12 protein-coding genes are annotated in these 15,614 nt (G+C 75.8%); 6 read left to right on the plus strand and 6 right to left on the minus strand.

Annotated elements, in window-relative coordinates:
- Positions 1 to 8: 8 nt before the first annotated feature.
- The 4 genes from ACZ6CZ_RS05515 to ACZ6CZ_RS05530 are packed head-to-tail and all read right to left on the minus strand — an operon-like array spanning position 9 to position 5,057.
- Positions 9 to 1,046, minus strand: coding sequence for a DUF5914 domain-containing protein (locus tag ACZ6CZ_RS05515; protein ID WP_469015127.1), 1,038 nt, complete (start codon positions 1,044 to 1,046; stop codon positions 9 to 11).
- A complete protein-coding gene (locus ACZ6CZ_RS05520; RefSeq protein ID WP_469015130.1) occupies positions 1,043 to 2,068 on the minus strand; it encodes a phytoene/squalene synthase family protein in 1,026 nt (341 codons plus the stop codon). The genes ACZ6CZ_RS05515 and ACZ6CZ_RS05520 overlap by 4 nt, the downstream gene beginning before the upstream one ends.
- The gene (gene crtI, locus ACZ6CZ_RS05525; protein WP_469015133.1) at positions 2,065 to 3,606 is read right to left on the minus strand and encodes a phytoene desaturase family protein; all 1,542 of its coding nucleotides are present in this window, start codon (positions 3,604 to 3,606) and stop codon (positions 2,065 to 2,067) included. The genes ACZ6CZ_RS05520 and crtI overlap by 4 nt, the downstream gene beginning before the upstream one ends.
- Entirely contained in the window at positions 3,603 to 5,057 is a 1,455-nt protein-coding gene (locus ACZ6CZ_RS05530) for a polyprenyl synthetase family protein (RefSeq protein ID WP_469015137.1), read from the minus strand. Before ACZ6CZ_RS05530 ends, crtI begins: the two co-directional genes overlap by 4 nt.
- Before the next feature lie 309 nt (positions 5,058 to 5,366).
- Here ACZ6CZ_RS05530 and ACZ6CZ_RS05535 point away from each other — a divergent pair, with 309 nt between their 5' ends.
- The 5 genes from ACZ6CZ_RS05535 to ACZ6CZ_RS05555 all read left to right on the plus strand — a co-directional run bounded on the left by ACZ6CZ_RS05535 (position 5,367) and on the right by ACZ6CZ_RS05555 (position 11,030).
- Positions 5,367 to 6,557, plus strand: a complete 1,191-nt coding sequence (locus ACZ6CZ_RS05535) for a lycopene cyclase family protein (protein ID WP_469015140.1) — start codon at positions 5,367 to 5,369, stop codon at positions 6,555 to 6,557.
- A gap of 60 nt (positions 6,558 to 6,617) precedes the next feature.
- A complete protein-coding gene (locus ACZ6CZ_RS05540) occupies positions 6,618 to 7,349 on the plus strand; it encodes a class I SAM-dependent methyltransferase (protein WP_469015142.1) in 732 nt (243 codons plus the stop codon).
- Positions 7,346 to 8,905 carry an FAD-dependent oxidoreductase gene (locus ACZ6CZ_RS05545; protein ID WP_469015146.1) on the plus strand — a complete coding sequence of 520 codons (1,560 nt, stop codon included), beginning with the start codon at positions 7,346 to 7,348 and terminating at the stop codon, positions 8,903 to 8,905. Before ACZ6CZ_RS05540 ends, ACZ6CZ_RS05545 begins: the two co-directional genes overlap by 4 nt.
- A 140-nt stretch (positions 8,906 to 9,045) precedes the next feature.
- On the plus strand, positions 9,046 to 9,978 hold the full coding sequence (locus ACZ6CZ_RS05550; RefSeq protein ID WP_469015149.1) for a UTP--glucose-1-phosphate uridylyltransferase: 933 nt from the start codon (positions 9,046 to 9,048) through the stop codon (positions 9,976 to 9,978).
- Positions 9,979 to 10,043: 65 nt separating this feature from the next.
- Positions 10,044 to 11,030, plus strand: coding sequence for an aldo/keto reductase (locus ACZ6CZ_RS05555; RefSeq protein WP_469015152.1), 987 nt, complete (start codon positions 10,044 to 10,046; stop codon positions 11,028 to 11,030).
- A gap of 79 nt (positions 11,031 to 11,109) precedes the next feature.
- Here the strand turns inward: ACZ6CZ_RS05555 and ACZ6CZ_RS05560 are convergent, their stop codons facing one another.
- Positions 11,110 to 12,735, minus strand: a complete 1,626-nt coding sequence (locus ACZ6CZ_RS05560) for a multicopper oxidase family protein (RefSeq protein ID WP_469015154.1) — start codon at positions 12,733 to 12,735, stop codon at positions 11,110 to 11,112.
- 83 nt (positions 12,736 to 12,818) lie between these two features.
- On the minus strand, positions 12,819 to 13,688 hold the full coding sequence (locus ACZ6CZ_RS05565; protein WP_469015157.1) for a class II glutamine amidotransferase: 870 nt from the start codon (positions 13,686 to 13,688) through the stop codon (positions 12,819 to 12,821).
- Positions 13,689 to 13,835: 147 nt separating this feature from the next.
- Between ACZ6CZ_RS05565 and ACZ6CZ_RS05570 the strand changes: the two genes are divergently transcribed.
- Positions 13,836 to 15,551 carry a RecQ family ATP-dependent DNA helicase gene (locus ACZ6CZ_RS05570; protein ID WP_469015159.1) on the plus strand — a complete coding sequence of 572 codons (1,716 nt, stop codon included), beginning with the start codon at positions 13,836 to 13,838 and terminating at the stop codon, positions 15,549 to 15,551.
- Positions 15,552 to 15,614 lie beyond the last annotated feature (63 nt).

Below are 15,614 nucleotides of genomic sequence, written 5' to 3' on the forward strand. Positions count from 1 at the left end.
GGGCGCGCTCAGCCGGGGAAGCGGCCCGAGGAACGCAGCTGCCAGCGCCGCTCGGCGTAGGCGAGGTCGTCGCGCCACAGACGGCCGGCCGCGGCCCGTACCAGCGGCCGCAGCAGGGGCGCGGCCCGCCGGGCGGCGGCGAAACCCCGGCGGTCCGACGCGGCGACCACGGCCTCGACGACCGCCGTGCGCGGCCGCCCCCGCTCGTCCGGGCCGAGCGGGGTGGCGTGCGTCTCGACGACGGACCCCTGCCCCTCGCCCTCGGTGATCCGCATGACGACCGTACGCGGCCCGGGCGCGGTGAAGACGGCCCGCACCGGCACGACCAGCCGCCCCGCCACCTTGAAGGAGACGTCCACGACGAAGCCGTCCCCGTCCTCACCGGCCTCACCGCCGCCGGGCTCCGCGTCGCCCGGCGGGGTGCCGACGACCGTGAGGTCGACGAACGAGTACGGGTGGAACCAGGCCCCGTGCCAGGGGTCCAGCCGGTTGGCCACCACGTCCTCCGGCTCGCAGGTCCCGGTGCCGACGTACACGGCCGACAGGGCGCCCGCCGCCTCCGGCCGCCGGGGCACCGGGGGCGCCTCGAGCGGTGTCTCGCCGCCGGCGTCGTCGAGCCGCACCCACACCAGCACGCCGTCGTCGTGGACCGGCAGCGGCTGCCAGCCGGCGAACGGGCTGCCGTCCAGGGCCAGTCCGTGCCAGTGGCACACCAGGGTGCCGCAGCGCACCGGGCTGTCCGCCAGCGGCGCGCCCAGGTGCGGGCAGCTGCCGGGCCCGGCCACCGGGCGCCCGTCGGCGCCGCGCCAGACGACCACCTCGCGCCCCGCCACGGTCCGGGCCAGCGGGCGGTCGCCGCGCAGCCCGTGCGAGGCGCCCACGACGTACCAGTTGCCGGTCGGGCGGGCCTGGGCCTGCTTCAGCGCCCCGGCGATCACGGCCGGCCTGGCCTCGCGCCAGGTGGGCCGCTGACGGTCCCAGGCGACGGGGCGCCTGCGCAGGGACAGCGGCAGGCGTCCGCGCCTGCCCGGCGGGGTGGGGTTCACGCGACCTCCTCGTGGACGGTGCGGTCCGCCGTCGCCGCGGCGGCGGACGTGAGCGGGCCGGCGGCCACGGCCCGGCCCCGGCCGTCGGCCCGGGCCCGCAGCCGCGCCGCGACCAGGCGGGCGAGCCCGTCCGCGGCGACCGCGGCACGCCGCCGGCGCGGCACCACCGCCCGGCGGCGCAGCACCGCGTAACCGTCCCGGGCGACGGCGTCCAGGATGCCGCCGTAGAGCACGAACGCGGTACGGATGCACGGCCGCGACACCGGGTCGAGCATGGCCAGACCCGGCGCCGCCTCCCGGTACACCCCGCGGGTCAGCGCCTCGAACGCGCGCAGCGCGGCGGTGATCCGCCGGTCCGGCCGGCCGGTGTCCCGGCTCCAGCGCAGCAGCGCCCGGTCGACGCCGTGCGCGGCGAGCAGGTCGGCGGGCAGGTACACGCGGCCCCGGTCGAGGTCCTCGCCGACGTCCCGCAGGAAGTTGCTGAGCTGGAAGGCCACCCCGAGCGCGGCCGCGTGCGGGGCGGCCTCCTGCCGGGGCACCACGGTCCCCAGCACCGGCAGCATCTGCAACCCGATCACCGCGGCGGAGCCGTGCATGTAGCCGCGCAGGTCCGCGTAGGTGGGGTAGTCCGTGACCACCAGGTCGGCGCTCATCGCCGCCATGAAGTCGTGGAAGTGCTCGTGCGGGATGGCGTAACGGCGCGCGGTGTCGGCGACGGCCCGCACCACCGGCTCGTCGCTGTGCCCGTCGCGCAGGCCGCGCTCCAGGCTCTGCCGCAGCCCGGCCAGCGCCGCGACGCGCCGGCCGGTGCGCACGGCGGGGTCGAGGGAGTCGACGATGTCGTCGGCCCAGCGCGCGAAGCCGTACAGGGCGTGCACCGCGGGCCTGCGGGCGACGGGCAGCAGCCGGGTGGCGAGGAAGTACGTCTTGCCGTGGCGGGCGTTGAGCGTCCGGCAGCGCCGGTAGGCGGCGCGCAGCAGCGGATCGCCGATCCCGGCCGCGTCGAGTTCGCGGTCGGTCATACGGTGCTCTCCTCGGTCCGGGCCGTCCGCACCCGCGAGCGCCCGCGCACGGCGCCGGGGACGCCGGTGACGCGGGCCGCGGCCAGCTTCCCCGACAGCAGCACCGTGGGCACGCCGACGCCCGGGGTGGTGCCGCAGCCGGCGAGTACGGCGTTCTCGGTGCCGCGCACCAGGTTGCGCGGCCGGAACGGGCCGGTCTGGGCGAAGGTGTGCGCCGCCGAGAACGGTGTCCCGGCGGCGTGCCCCTGGGCCTCCCAGCCGGCCGGGGTGACCAGGCACTCCGCGTCGATGGCGTCCTCGATGCCGGTCAGGCCGCGCTGCTCCAGGGTCCGCAGCAGGGCGGCGCGGTAGCCGGGTGCGAGGTCGCCCCATTCGCGCGTGCCGGGGCCGATGTCGGTGTTGGGGCAGGGGGCGAGGATGTAGTGCAGGTGGCGGCCGGGCGGCGCGAGGCCGGGGTCGGTGGCGGTGGGGCGGGTGATGAGCAGCGAGGGGTCCGTCATGAGCTGTCCGGTCCTGGTGAGTTCGTCGAAGGTGCCGTGCCAGGCCGCCCCGAAGGAGATGGTGTGGTGGCCCAGCTGGGGCCAGGTGCGGTCGGTGCCCGCGTGCAGCACGACCGCGGAGGGGGAGTGGCGCAGCCGCAGCGGGCGCCGCGGGGAGCGGCCGAGGAGGCGGTAGGCGGCGGGAAGGTCGGGGGTGAGCACGACGGCGTCGCAGGGGATGCGGTCCCGGTCGGTGACGACCGCGGTGATCCGGTCGCCGGAGCGCTCCAGCCGGGCCACGGTCTGCCCGAACCGCAGGTCGGCGCCCGCGTCGGCGGCGGCGTCGGCCATGGCCCGGGGCAGTGCGTGCATGCCGCCCCGGGGGAAGTACACGCCCGCGACGGTGTCCATGTAGGCGATGACGGCGTACGCGGCCAGCGCCCGGGCCGGGGGCACGCCCGCGTACAGGGCCTGGAAGGAGAAGACGCGGCGCAGCCGTTCGTCGCGCAGGAAGCGGCCGATGCGGGGGTCGAGCCGGCCGAACCCGCCGAGCGCGGCCAGCCGGGCCAGGTCGCCGGTGAGCAGGCCCAGCGGCGAGTCGAAGTTGGCGTCGATGAACCGCCGCAGCTGGACCCGGTAGAGCCGTTCCAGCCAGTCGCGCAGCCGCCGGTAGCCGGCCGCCTCGGCGGCGCCGGCGAACCGCTCCACCTCGGCGGCCATCGCCTCGGCGTCCGTGTGCACGTCGAGGGCGCTGCCGTCGGCGAAGCGGGCGTGGTAGGCCGGATGCAGCCCGATCAGCTCGACGCGCCGGTACAGGCTGTCGCCGACGGCGGCGAAGGCCTCGTCGGCGAGGTCGGGCATGGTCAGCACGGTGGGACCGGTGTCGACGCGGTACCCGCCGAGGTCGAGGCGTCCGGCGCGGCCGCCGGGCAGCGCGTCGCGCTCCACGACGGTGACGCGGCGTCCGGCGCCCAGCAGGTGCAGCGCGGCCGACAGCCCGGACAGCCCCGCCCCCACGACGACGACGTGGTCGGTACGGCCGGGCAGGGTACGGGTCATCGGCGGCTCTCCTGGGCGTGCGGGGGCTGCGGGGCGAGCGGGTCGTCGAGCGGGTCGTCGAGCAGGTCCAGCGGGTCCAGCGGGTCCAGCGCGGACGGTGTCACCGGGATGCCCGGCGCCGCCGCGGTGCCGGCGCGGCCGTCCGGACGCGCCGCCCCCGCCCCGGCCACCGGCCCCGCCGCGCCCGCCACCCGGACCAGCAGCTCGCGCAGCCGGGCCGCGGCCCCGTCGCCGAGCGAGGCGCTGTCGAAGTGGCGCAGGCCCTGGGCCACCAGCCGGCCGATCCGGGCCTCGACCGCGGCCCGGGCGCCGGTGCGCACCAGTACGTCCCGGACCTCGTCCAGGGCCTCGGGCGACAGGCCGACGTCACCGAGCGAGCGATCCAGCACGGCCAGGGCCGCCTGGTCCCCGGCCGCCTCCGCCCGGGTCCGGGCGAGCGTCGTCAGAAAGGTCGGCGTGCCCTCGCGGATGTCGCCGCCGGCGGGCTTGCCCGTCTGCCGGGCGTCGGCGAACACGTCGTTGAGGTCGTCGCGGAGCTGGAAGGCCACGCCGACGCGGCGCCCGGCCGCGCACAGCGCCCGTGTCGTGGCGTCGTCCGCGCCCGCCAGGGCCGCGCCGAGCGCGAGCGGCCGTTCCACGGAGTACAGGGCGCTCTTGAGGCAGGCCGAGCGCAGCGCCCGGGGCAGGGAGCGCGAGGCGGTGAGCTGCCCGTGCAGGTCCAGGTACTGCCCGGCCACCATCTCGGTGCGCATGTCGCTCCACAGGCGCCGCACCACCGGCGCGGTGTGCGCGGGCGGCACGGTCTCGGCCACCAGGTCGTCCGCCCAGGCCAGGGCCAGGTCACCGGCCAGGATCGCCGCCGCGTCCCCGAAGCGCCGGGCCCGTCCGGGCCCGGCGACCGGGGCGTACTGCGCCCGGACGTCCGCGTGCAGGGCGGGCCGTCCGCGGCGCAGCGGGGAGCGGTCCATGACGTCGTCGTGGACGAGGGCGCAGGTCTGCACGAGTTCCAGCGCCGCCGCCATCCGCAGCGCGGGGCCGGCCGCCGCGCCGCCGCCACCGCAGGCGCGCATCGCCCACCACAGCAGCTGCGGCCGTACCCGCTTGCCGCCGTGCTGCGTGCAGCGCGCCACCCGCAGGGCCACGTCCCGGGCGAACAGCGGGTCGGCCGCCCCGGCCCGCTCCAGCCGCTCGGCCAGCACCTCGTCCAGCACCCGGCCCACGGCCGCCGAGACGTCCCGGTCGGCGGCCGCGGTGACGTCCGGGTCGACGGCCCGCTCGCCGCCGGGCGTCTCCGGGGGCGCGCCGCTGTGCACCTCCGGGTGGGCGGCGGCGGGTGGTTCGGCGCGTACGCCGTCCGGACGCAGCCGGACGGGGGATCCTGACAGGCGGACCAGACGCGCGACGGGCGGCGGTCCGGCCGCCTGGTGATCCGTCGCCTGGGTGGGGCGCATCCCGGTTCCTCTCGTCGTGATCGCAGATCGCTCTGTTGACACGGTGCTTCGGCCCGCACGGCGTTCATGGATGCGGCAGTCGCCACGAGCCCGGCGAACGGGGTTGACTGCGCCTCGGTTCCGCAGCCGTCGCACGACCTTCCTTCCACGGCCCCGCACCCGGCGACCGGCGCCCCGGCGCATTCGGGTGACGTGCATCCGATCGGGCACACGGGCGGGAAGATCGGCCGAGTCCACCAGGGTCCGGCCCCGGCACCGGAAGGCCGGGCGAAGACTGGGCGGGAGGAAGGGCGGAGGAAGGGAGTGGTCGTGCGGGAGACGGACGTCGCGGTCCTCGGCGCGGGCGCCGCCGGCCTGTCGCTGGCGCACCGCCTGTCAGGACCCGTGCCCGGCGCGCACACTCCGGCGGTGGTGCTGGTCGACGCGCCGCCGGGCCCGCTGCGGCCGCCGAGCCGCACCTGGTGCTTCTGGGAGGCCGGCCGGGGCCGCTTCGAGGCCGCGGTCACGGCCCGCTGGCGCCACCTGCGGGTACGCCCCCCGGCGGGCGCGCCCGTCCTCGGGGACATTGCCCCCCTGCGGTACAAGATGATCCGGTCGGACGACTTCGAGGACCTCGTCGCCCGGGACCTGGCGCACAGCCCGAACGTGCGCCGCCTGGAGGCCACCGCCGAGACGGTCGAGGACGTGCCCGGCGGCGCCCTGGTCCGGCTGCGCGACCCGGCGGGCGCCACCGGGGTGCTGCGCGCCCGCTGGGTGTTCGACTCCCGTCCGGGCGGTCTGCCGGCCGCCCGCACCACGCTCCTGCAACACTTCCGCGGCTGGTTCGTCCGCACCGACCGGCCCGCCTTCGAACCGGGCACCGCGGAGCTGATGGACTTCCGCACCCCGCAGCCCGCCGACGGGCTCTCCTTCGGCTACGTGCTCCCCACCGGCCCGCGCACCGCCCTGGTGGAGTACACCGAGTTCTCCCTCCGCGTCCTCACCGCGAGCGGCTACGAGGCGGCCCTGCGGCACTACACCGGGGACGTGCTGCGGCTCGGCGCGCTCCGGGTGCTGGCCACCGAGACCGGCGTCATCCCGATGACGGACGCCCCGATGCCCCGGCAGGCCGGGCCGTCCGTGTTCCGCATCGGCGCCGCCGGGGGCGCCACCCGCCCCTCCACCGGCTACACGTTCGCCGGCCTGCAACGCCAGACCGAGGCCGTCGCCGCCGCGCTGCGCGGGGGCCGCCACCCGCTGCCGCCGCCCGCCCACTCGGCCCGCTCACGGGCCATGGACGCCGTACTGCTGCGCGCCCTCGGCAGCGGCCGGGTCGACGGACCCGCGCTGTTCTGCGGGCTGTTCGGCCGGCTGCCGATGAACCAGGTGCTGCGCTTCCTCGACGGCGACACCCGGCTGCACGAGGACCTCGCGATCGGGCTGCGCACGCCGGTCGGACCGATGCTCCGCTCGGCACTGGAACTGCCCGCCCTGCCCCGCCGCCCCTTCGACCACCCCTGACCCGGCCGCCCCTGACCCCGACCGCCCTGCCCGACCGCCCCGCCCCGCCCTGGAGACCGCATGACACTGCTGCGCGACGAGGAACTCGCCGCCGCGTTCGATCACGCCGCCCGCAGCTACGACACGCTCGTGGCCGCCAACCCCGGCTACCACGCCCATCTGCGGCGCTCGGTGCGCCGCCTCGGTCTGCCCGGACACGGCGCCGCGCTGCGCGTGCTGGACCTGGGCTGCGGCACCGGCGCCTCGACCGCCGCCCTGCGCTCGGTGCTGCCCGGCGCGGAGATCACGGCCGTGGACGCCTCCGCCGGGATGCTGCGGCGGGCCGGCGGCAAGCCCTGGGCGGACGGGGTGACCTTCGTGCACGCGCCCGCCGAGGGGCTGCGGGACGCGGGGGTGAGGGGGCCGTTCGACGCGGTGTTCGCCGCCTACCTCTTCCGCAACGTGGCCGACCCCGACGCCGTGCTCGGCGCGGTACGGGAGCTGCTGGCGCCCGGGGGACGGCTCGGCGTGCACGAGTACACCCTCAGCGGCCGGGCCGTCGACCGGGCGGTGTGGACGCTGGTGTGCCGGGGCATCGTCCAGCCCGCCGCCACGGTCGCCGGCGACGCCGGCCTCTACCGCCACCTGTGGCGCAGCGTGCTCGACTTCGACACCGCCGGCCGGTTCGCGGACCGGCTGCGCGCCGCCGGGTTCGACGGCGTCCGGGCGCTGCCGCTGCCCGGCTGGCAGACGGGCATCACGCACACCTTCGTCGCCCGGCGCGGCGCCGCACCGGCGGAGGCCGGGCGATGACCGCCCCCGGACGCCGCCCCGACGCCGGCCGGCACGGCCGGGACCGGCGCGCGCACCGCCTGCCGCCGCCCCCGGGCACCCGGCGGATCGCCGGGCCCCCGCCGACGACGGCGGTCGTCGGCGGCGGCATCGCCGGGCTGGCCGCCGCGACCGCGCTGGCCGAACGGGGCGTGGCCGTGACGCTGTACGAGCGCCTGCCGTTCCTCGGCGGCCGCGTCGGCGGCTGGCCGGTCGGCCTCGCGGACGGCTCCACGGCCACCATGAGCCGCGGCTTCCACGCCTTCTTCCGCCAGTACTACAACCTGCGGGGCCTGCTGCGCCGCACCGATCCGCGCCTGGAGCGCCTGACCGGCCTGCCGGACTACCCGCTCCAGCACAGCGACGGGCTGCGGGACGGCTTCCGCCGCGTGCCGCGCACCCCGCCGTGGAGCGCGCTCGGCTTCGTCGCGCTCAGCCCGTCCTTCGGCCTGCGGGACCTGGCCGCCATGAACCCGCGCGCCGCCCTGCCCCTGCTGGACGTCCGGGTCCCCGACGTCTACGACGCCCTCGACGCGGTCAGCGCCGACGACTTCCTGGACGCCGTGCGCTTCCCGCGCGCCGCCCGCCACCTCGCCTTCGAGGTGTTCTCCCGGAGCTTCTTCGCCGACCCCCGGCAGCTGTCGGCCGCCGAGATGGTGCTGATGTTCCACATCTACTTCCTCGGCTCCGCCGAGGGGCTGCTGTTCGACGTGCCCCGCGGCCCCTTCCCGGCCGCCCTGTGGGACCCGCTGGCCGGGTACCTGCGGCGACACGGCGCCGACCTCCGCACCGGCACGGCCGTCGAGCACGTCGCCCGCACCCCGGACGGCGGCTACGAGGTCGCCGCCGGCGGCCGGGTCAGCCGCCACGACACCGTCGTCCTCGCCCTCGACGCCGGCGGTCTGCGCGCCCTCGCCGGCCGCTGCGACCGGCTCGGCGACACACAATGGCGGGAGCGGCTCGGACGGCTGCGCACCGCCCCGCCCTTCCTGGTCAGCCGCCTGTGGCTGGACCGGCCGGTGGCTCCCGGCCGCCCCGGCTTCCTGGGCACCAGCGGCTACGGCGGCCTGGACAACATCAGCGTCCTGGAGCGCTACGAGGACGAGGCCGCCCGGTGGGCGGCGCGCACCGGCGGGTCCGTCGTCGAACTGCACGCCTACGCGGTGCCCCCGGACGCCTCCCGCGACCTCGAGCAGAAGCGGCTGACCGAGACCTTGGGCCGGGTCTGGCCCGAGACGCGGGACGCGCTGGTCGTGGACGCCCAGCACGTGTGGCGGGAGGACTGCCCGCTGTTCCCGGTGGGCGGCTACGCCGACCGGCCCGCCGTACGCACCCCCGAGCCCGGTCTGGTCGTGGCCGGGGACCACGTGCGCACCGGTCTGCCGGTGGCCCTGATGGAACGCGCGGCGACGAGCGGATTCCTCGCCGCGAACGCCCTGCTGGAACGGTGGGGGGTACGGGGGCAGACGCTGTGGACCGTGCCCGGCCGGGGCCGCACGGCGGCGCTGCGCGCGCTGGCCCGGTGGGGGAGCGCCTGACCCGGGCCCCGGCCCCCGCGGCCGCCGCAGCGCACGGTGCCGGTGGCCGGGCGGGGGAGTCCGGCGTTGGTAGCGTCGAGACGCGACCCCGTGCCCGCTGCCCGCCCGGCACGCCGTGCCGTACGACCGAGGGAGTCTGGATGTCCACGATCCGCCGGGCCGTGATCCCCGCCGCCGGGCTCGGCTCCCGGCTGCTGCCCCTGACGAAGGCGATCCCGAAGGAGATGCTGCCGGTCGGTGACAAGCCGGTCGTCGAGCACACCGTGCGCGAGCTGGTGGACTCCGGCATCACCGACATTACCATCGTCGTCTCCGGCGGCAAGTCCCTCATCCAGGACCACTTCCGCCCCAACCCCGCCCTCGTGGCCCAGCTGCGCGAGGACGGCAAGACCGGCTACGCGGACGCGGTCGAGGAAGTCGCCGAGCTGGCCCGCCGGGGCCACATCACCTACCTCGACCAGCAGGGCCCGTACGGCAACGGCACCCCGGTGCTGAACGCCGCCCGCTCCTTCGGCGACGAACCGGTGCTGGTGCTCTGGCCGGACGACGTCTTCGTCGCCCGCGTGCCCCGCGCCCAGCAGCTGATCCGCGCCTACGAGCAGACCGGCTGCCCGGTGCTGGCCCTGCTGCCGATGGAACCGGCCGACTCCCGGCGCTACGGCGTGCCGGTCGTCCGGGAGGACCTCGGCGAGGGCCTGCTGCGGATCACCGGCCTGGTCGAGAAGCCCGACCCGGCCGACGCCCCCTCCGCCTACGCGGCCATCGGCGGCTACGTCGTCACCCCGGGCATCGTCGGCGAACTGCGCGAGCTGACCCGCCGCTGGTACGAGCACCGGACCGGCGAGATCTACCTGACCGACGCCATCAACGCCTATGCCGCCTCCCGCGCGGTGTACGGGCAGGTCATCCGGGGCCGCTGGTACGACACCGGCAACCCGGCCTCCTACCTCGTCGCCCAGATGGCCTCGGCCCTGGCGCACCCCGAGTACGGCCCCCTGCTGCGCGACCTCGTCGGCGGACTCGGCACCGGCCCGGACGCCGCCTGCGACTCCCCGGCCACGGAAACGAGTTGACTTGGAGTGCGCTCCAGTACGTAGCGTCGTGGACGGACGCGAAACCGAGCACAGGAGGCAGCGGCATGACCGACATCCCCACCCGGCACCTCGGCGCACTGGAGGTCTCGGCACAGGGCCTGGGATGCATGGGCATGAGTCACGGCTACGGCGACTCGGACGACGCGCAGTCCGTCGCGACCCTGCACCACGCCCTCGACCTCGGCGTGACCCTTCTGGACACCTCCGACTTCTACGGCTTCGGCCACAACGAGGAGCTGATCGGCCGGGCCGTCGCCGGACGCCGCGACGAGGTCGTGCTGGCCACGAAGTTCGGCTTCGCCAACCGGCTCGGCGAGCCCACCCTGATCCGCGGCGACGCGGCCTACGTACGGCAGGCGTGCGAGGCGTCGCTGCGCCGGCTCGGGGTCGACCACATCGACCTGTACTACCAGCACCGGGTCGATCCGCGGGTGCCGATCGAGGAGACCGTCGGCGCCATGGCCGAGCTGGTGCGGGCCGGGAAGGTCCGCCACCTGGGCCTGTCCGAGGCCGGGGCGCAGACCATCCGGCGGGCGCACGCCGTGCACCCGATCGCCGCGCTGCAGAGCGAGTGGTCGCTGTGGACCCGTGACCTGGAGGCGGAGATCGCCCCGGTCTGCCGGGAACTCGGGATCGGCCTGGTGCCCTTCTCGCCTCTGGGACGCGGTTTCCTGACCGGCCGTTACAGCTCGGTCGACGGGCTCGCCGAGACCGACCTGCGGCGCAACCAGCCCCGGTTCGCCGACGGCAACCTCGAGCGCAACCTGGCGATCGTCGCCAGGCTGACCGAACTGGCCGAGGCCAAGGGCGTCACCGCCGGGCAGCTCGCCCTGGCCTGGGTGCAGCACCGCGGCGACGACGTCGTGCCGATCCCCGGCACCCGGCGCACGCGGTACCTGGAGGAGAACCTCGCGGCGCTGACCGTGGAGCTGTCCGCCGAGGACCTGGCCGCCATCGAGGCCGCCGCCCCGCCGGAGCGGATCGCGGGCACCCGGTACGACGCGGCCAACCTGGCCTTCGTGGGCCGCTGACCCCGCCGCCGCCGCACAGCCCCGCCGCCACCGCGCGGTCCCGGTGTTCCGGACGGGTCCGGGACACCGGGCGCCGGCGTCACTTCCGGTAGCCGAGGATCGTCATCATGCCGGACTCGGAGTGGTACTGGTTGTGGCAGTGGAGCATCCACAGCCCGGGGTTGTCGGCGTCGAAGTCGATGACGACCTTGCGGTGCGGCAGGACGATGGTCGTGTCCTTGCGGGCCCCCACCGCGTCGAGGCCGGCCAGGGCGAAGGTGTGCCCGTGCAGATGCACCGGATGCCACATCCCGGTCGCGTTGATCAGGGTGATCCGCACCCGTTCGCCCTGGTGGACGGGGTGGCGGCGGGTGACGGAGTACGGCTGGTGGTCGAAGGCCCAGTTGTACTTCCGCATCCCGCCGGTCAGCCTGATCCGCAGTTCGCGGTCGATCTTCCGCTCGCCGAGCGCCACCTCGTCCTTCGGCGGGATGCGCCGGGCCGGGACGACCTTGCCCTCCAGCTCCTCGGGGTGGACGTCCGGCTTCGGCGCCGAACCGCCGCCGGTGCGCAGCAGGGCGAGCGCCCGGCCCTTCTTGCCCTCGGCGTAGGCGACGAACGGGAAGACGCCGTCCTTGGCGGTGACCAGCACGTCGTAGCGCTCGGCCATGCCCAGCAGCAGCGCGTCGGTCTCGGTGTGCTCGACGGGATAGCCGTCGGTGTGCGTCACCGTCATGGTGTGATCGCCCAGGGCCACCCGGAACGCGGTCTCGGACGCCGCGTTGATGATGCGCAGCCGGATGCGGTCGCCGGGGCGGGCCCGGAACACCGACGGGGCGTTCGCCCTGCGGCCGTTGACCAGGTAGTCCGGGTAGTCGACGCTGCCGGCCTCGCCGTGCAGCATCTCGCTGTGCGCGTCGTGCAGCACCCGGGACGGTCCGCGCGGGGTGGCGGCCGGGGAGTGCGAGCCCGTGCCCGGGTGGCCGGTGTGGCCGGTGTGCTTCTCCGGGCCCGCCATCGCCATGGGCATGGCGCCGCCGCGCAGTTCGGAGAGCACCGCGTCCGGGGTGCTGCCGCCGACGCCGTCCAGCCAGTCGTCCAGGACGAGGACCCACTCCTTGTCGTAGGACAGCGGTTCCTTGGGATCCTCGACGATCAGCGGCGCGTACAGGCCGCGGTCGAGCTGCATCCCGAAGTGCGAGTGCAGCAGGTACGTCCCCGGGTGCGCCACGTGGAAGCGGTAGCGGAACTGCTCGCCCGGCTGGACCGGCTTCTGCGTCAGGTCCGGTACGCCGTCCATGTCGCAGCGCATGCGCACGCCGTGCGAGTGCAGCGTGGTGGCCGCCGGCAGGTGGTTGCGCAGCGTGAGGTCGAGGGTGTCCCCGACGCTGACCCGGGCCTCCTTGCCGAGGTGCATCTCGCGGTAGAGCCAGGTCCTGACGGTCCGCCCGCCGAGGTCGAGCCGGGTCTCGGCCGCGGTGAACGTGTACCTGCGCGCAGGTCCCGACCCGCGTTTGCGTTCGGCGGCGAGCACCTCGGGGTCGGAGGGGTTCACATAGCCGCCGGGCCCCTCGGGGACGAAGACCCCACCGCGGCCGACGGCCCCGGAACCCGCGTGCGGGCCCGAGCCCGTGGGCGAACCGGACCCGGAGCAGGCAGCCAGGGCTCCGAGGCCGGCGGCCGCGATCGAGGCGCTGAGCAAGGTGCGCCGCTTAGGTGTGTGCATGATTAGATCACACATGATTTGCGGCGATATATCCGATAACTGACCCGGCGCGTCGGGGATACGGGACCCGCTCCCGGCCCGGCTCAGGCGGCCTGCTGCGAGGCGGCGGCCTCCGGACGCAGGTCGGCCAGGGTCAGCGGGTGCGCGGGGGCTTCGGCGAGGATCACGCGGCGCTCCACGCGCGGACCGGGGCCGACCCGCAGCAGCTCGCCTGGTTGCATCAGCAGCCAGCGCGGGTTGTCGTCCATGCGTTCGCTGGCGACGACCACCGAAGGATGTTCGGCCAGGGCCTCGGAGTGCACGCGCATGCGGCCGTGGCTGCCGCTGTGGTCCAGGTGCCGGGTGCCGTGGTGACCGCCGACCGGACGCTCCAGCACGTACAGCTCGTGCGTCCCCGGATAGCGCAGCGCCCACAGCCCGTCCGGCGTGATCAGCAGCAGGTTGAGCGCGTAGACGGGCAGGTTGCGTGCCACCCAGCGGGCGGCGTGCTCGATACCGGCGGCGAGGTCACCGCCGTGCCGTCGCGTCTCCCGGGTGACGAGGGCGAAGAACCGCTCGGAGTCGGTGTCGCCCCGGACCAGCGACCGGTCCTCGCCGAGGTGGTCCTCCAGGCGCCCGAGGTCCTCGATGACACCGTTGTGCGCGAAGATCCGGCCCTCCTGTTCGAACGGATGGGTGTTGCGGGTCTCCAGGCCGCCCGTGGAGGCGTACCGGATGTGCGCCAGGAAGGTCGCCGACTGCACCCGCCGCGCTTCCTCCGCGAAGGCCCGGTCCTCGTAGGCCGCGATCGGCGCCTTGTGCACCTCGGGCGTGCCGTCGGCACCGAAGTACGCCAGCCCCGTGCCGTCGGGATCACGGTGGCTCTGACTGCTGAGACTGTCCGGCGCGTCCAGCAGCCAGAACGTGGCGTGGGTGCGCTGCGGTGCGCTGATCAGGCCGAAGAGACGACACATCGGCTTCCTCCTGGTGTGCGGCGGCTCGGGTGCGGCGGGGGCGGAACGCCGGACGGGACTGCGGACCCGCTTCCGGGGTACCCAAAAAAGCCAGCCGTGAGACCGGCGGCCATGCCGTTCCGGCACGTCAGAGCGAAGGAGCGGGCCATGGGAGCCGACCGGGCACAGATACGCAGCCGGCGGAGCGAGCAGTTGCGCGCGGCCGCCGCCGAGGTGTTCGGCTGGGACGAGCTGCGCCCCGAGCAGCTCGCCGCCATGGAGTGGGTGCTGGAGGGGCGGGACGCCCTGGTCGTCATGCCCACCGGGTCCGGCAAGTCGGCCGTCTACCAGGTGCCCGGGCTGCTGCTGTCCGGCCCGGTCGTGGTCGTCTCGCCGCTGCTGGCCCTCCAGCGGGACCAGATCGCCGGGCTGCCCGAGGGTGACCGCGCGCCGGGCGCCGTGGCCGTGAACTCCGACCTCACCGCGGCGCAGACGGAGGCCGCCTGGGAGGCGGTGGGCGACGGCAGCGTCCGGTTCGTCTACCTGTCGCCGGAGCAACTGGCCAAGGACGAGGTCGTGCAGCGGCTGAAGGACGCGGGCCCGGCCCTGTTCGTGGTGGACGAGGCGCAGTGCGTGTCCTCCTGGGGCCACGACTTCCGCCCCGACTACCTGCGGCTGGACCAGGCGGCGCGCGCCGTCGGCCGGCCGCCCGTGCTCGCGCTGACGGCGACCGCCGCGCCGCCGGTGCGGCAGGACATCGTCGAGCGGCTCGGCATGGACCGCTCCCGCCAGCTCGTGGCCGGCTTCGACCGGCCCAACATCCGGCTGGAGGTGCGCCGCCACCTGGACGACGCCGAACGGCGGCCCGCCGTGATCGAGCAGGCGGCCGCGGGGCCGAAGCCCGGCATCGTCTACGCGGCGACCCGCAAGGACAGCGAGTACTACGCCGGGGAGCTGGCCGCGCTCGGGCTGACCGCGGAGGCGTACCACGCGGGCCTGCGCGCGGGCGAACGCCGGCGCATCCACGACGCGTTCCTGGCCGGCGAGACGGACGTGGTGGTGGCGACCTCGGCCTTCGGCATGGGCATCGACAAGGAGGACGTGCGGTTCGTCCTGCACGCCGCGATGCCGGGGTCACTGGACGCCTACTACCAGGAGGTCGGCCGCTCGGGCCGGGACGGGCAGCCGGCCCTCGCCGTGCTGCACTACCGGCCGGAGGACACCGGCATGCAGGCCTTCTTCAGCAGCCGCACGCCCAACCGGGAGACCGTCGAGCAGGTGGTCGGGGCCCTGTCCGCCGAGGGCGGCGCTCCGGTCGGTCCGGACGGGCTGCGACGCGCCACCGGGCTGACCCGCAAGCGGATCACGGCGGTGGTGAACCTGCTGGAGGAGGCCGGCGCGGTCGTCACGGACGCCTCCGGCGCGATACGGCCCGAGCCGGGCATCGCCCCCGCGGACGCCCTGGACCGCGCCATGGAGACCGCCGAGGCGCACGAACGCATGGAGCGCTCCCGGATCGACATGGCCAGGGCGTACGCCGAGACGACCGGCTGCCGGCGGCGCTTCCTGCTCGGCTACTTCGGCGAGGAGTACGACGCGCCGTGCGACGGCTGCGACATCTGCGACGCGCGGGAGGGCGAGGACGCCGACCAGGCACCCGGCGCGGAGCGCCCGGTCCATCCCGCGGTCCACGCCTATCCGGTCGGGGCCGGGGTGCGGCACGAACAGTGGGGCGACGGCTCGGTGCTGAGCGAGGACGGCGACCGCATCACGGTCCTGTTCGAGGAGGTCGGCTACCGCACGCTCTCCCTGGAGGCCCTGTCCCGCCACGACGACCTGCTCACCGTGGTCAGCGGGCCGGGAGCCGACCACCGGCCGAGCTGAGCAAAGCTGCGCGGGTGTCCATCCCGCTTGTCAAACTCCACCGCCCTGGGCCCCGCCTCCGTC

It is taken from the genome of Streptomyces sp. NPDC041135, from assembly GCF_055592085.1.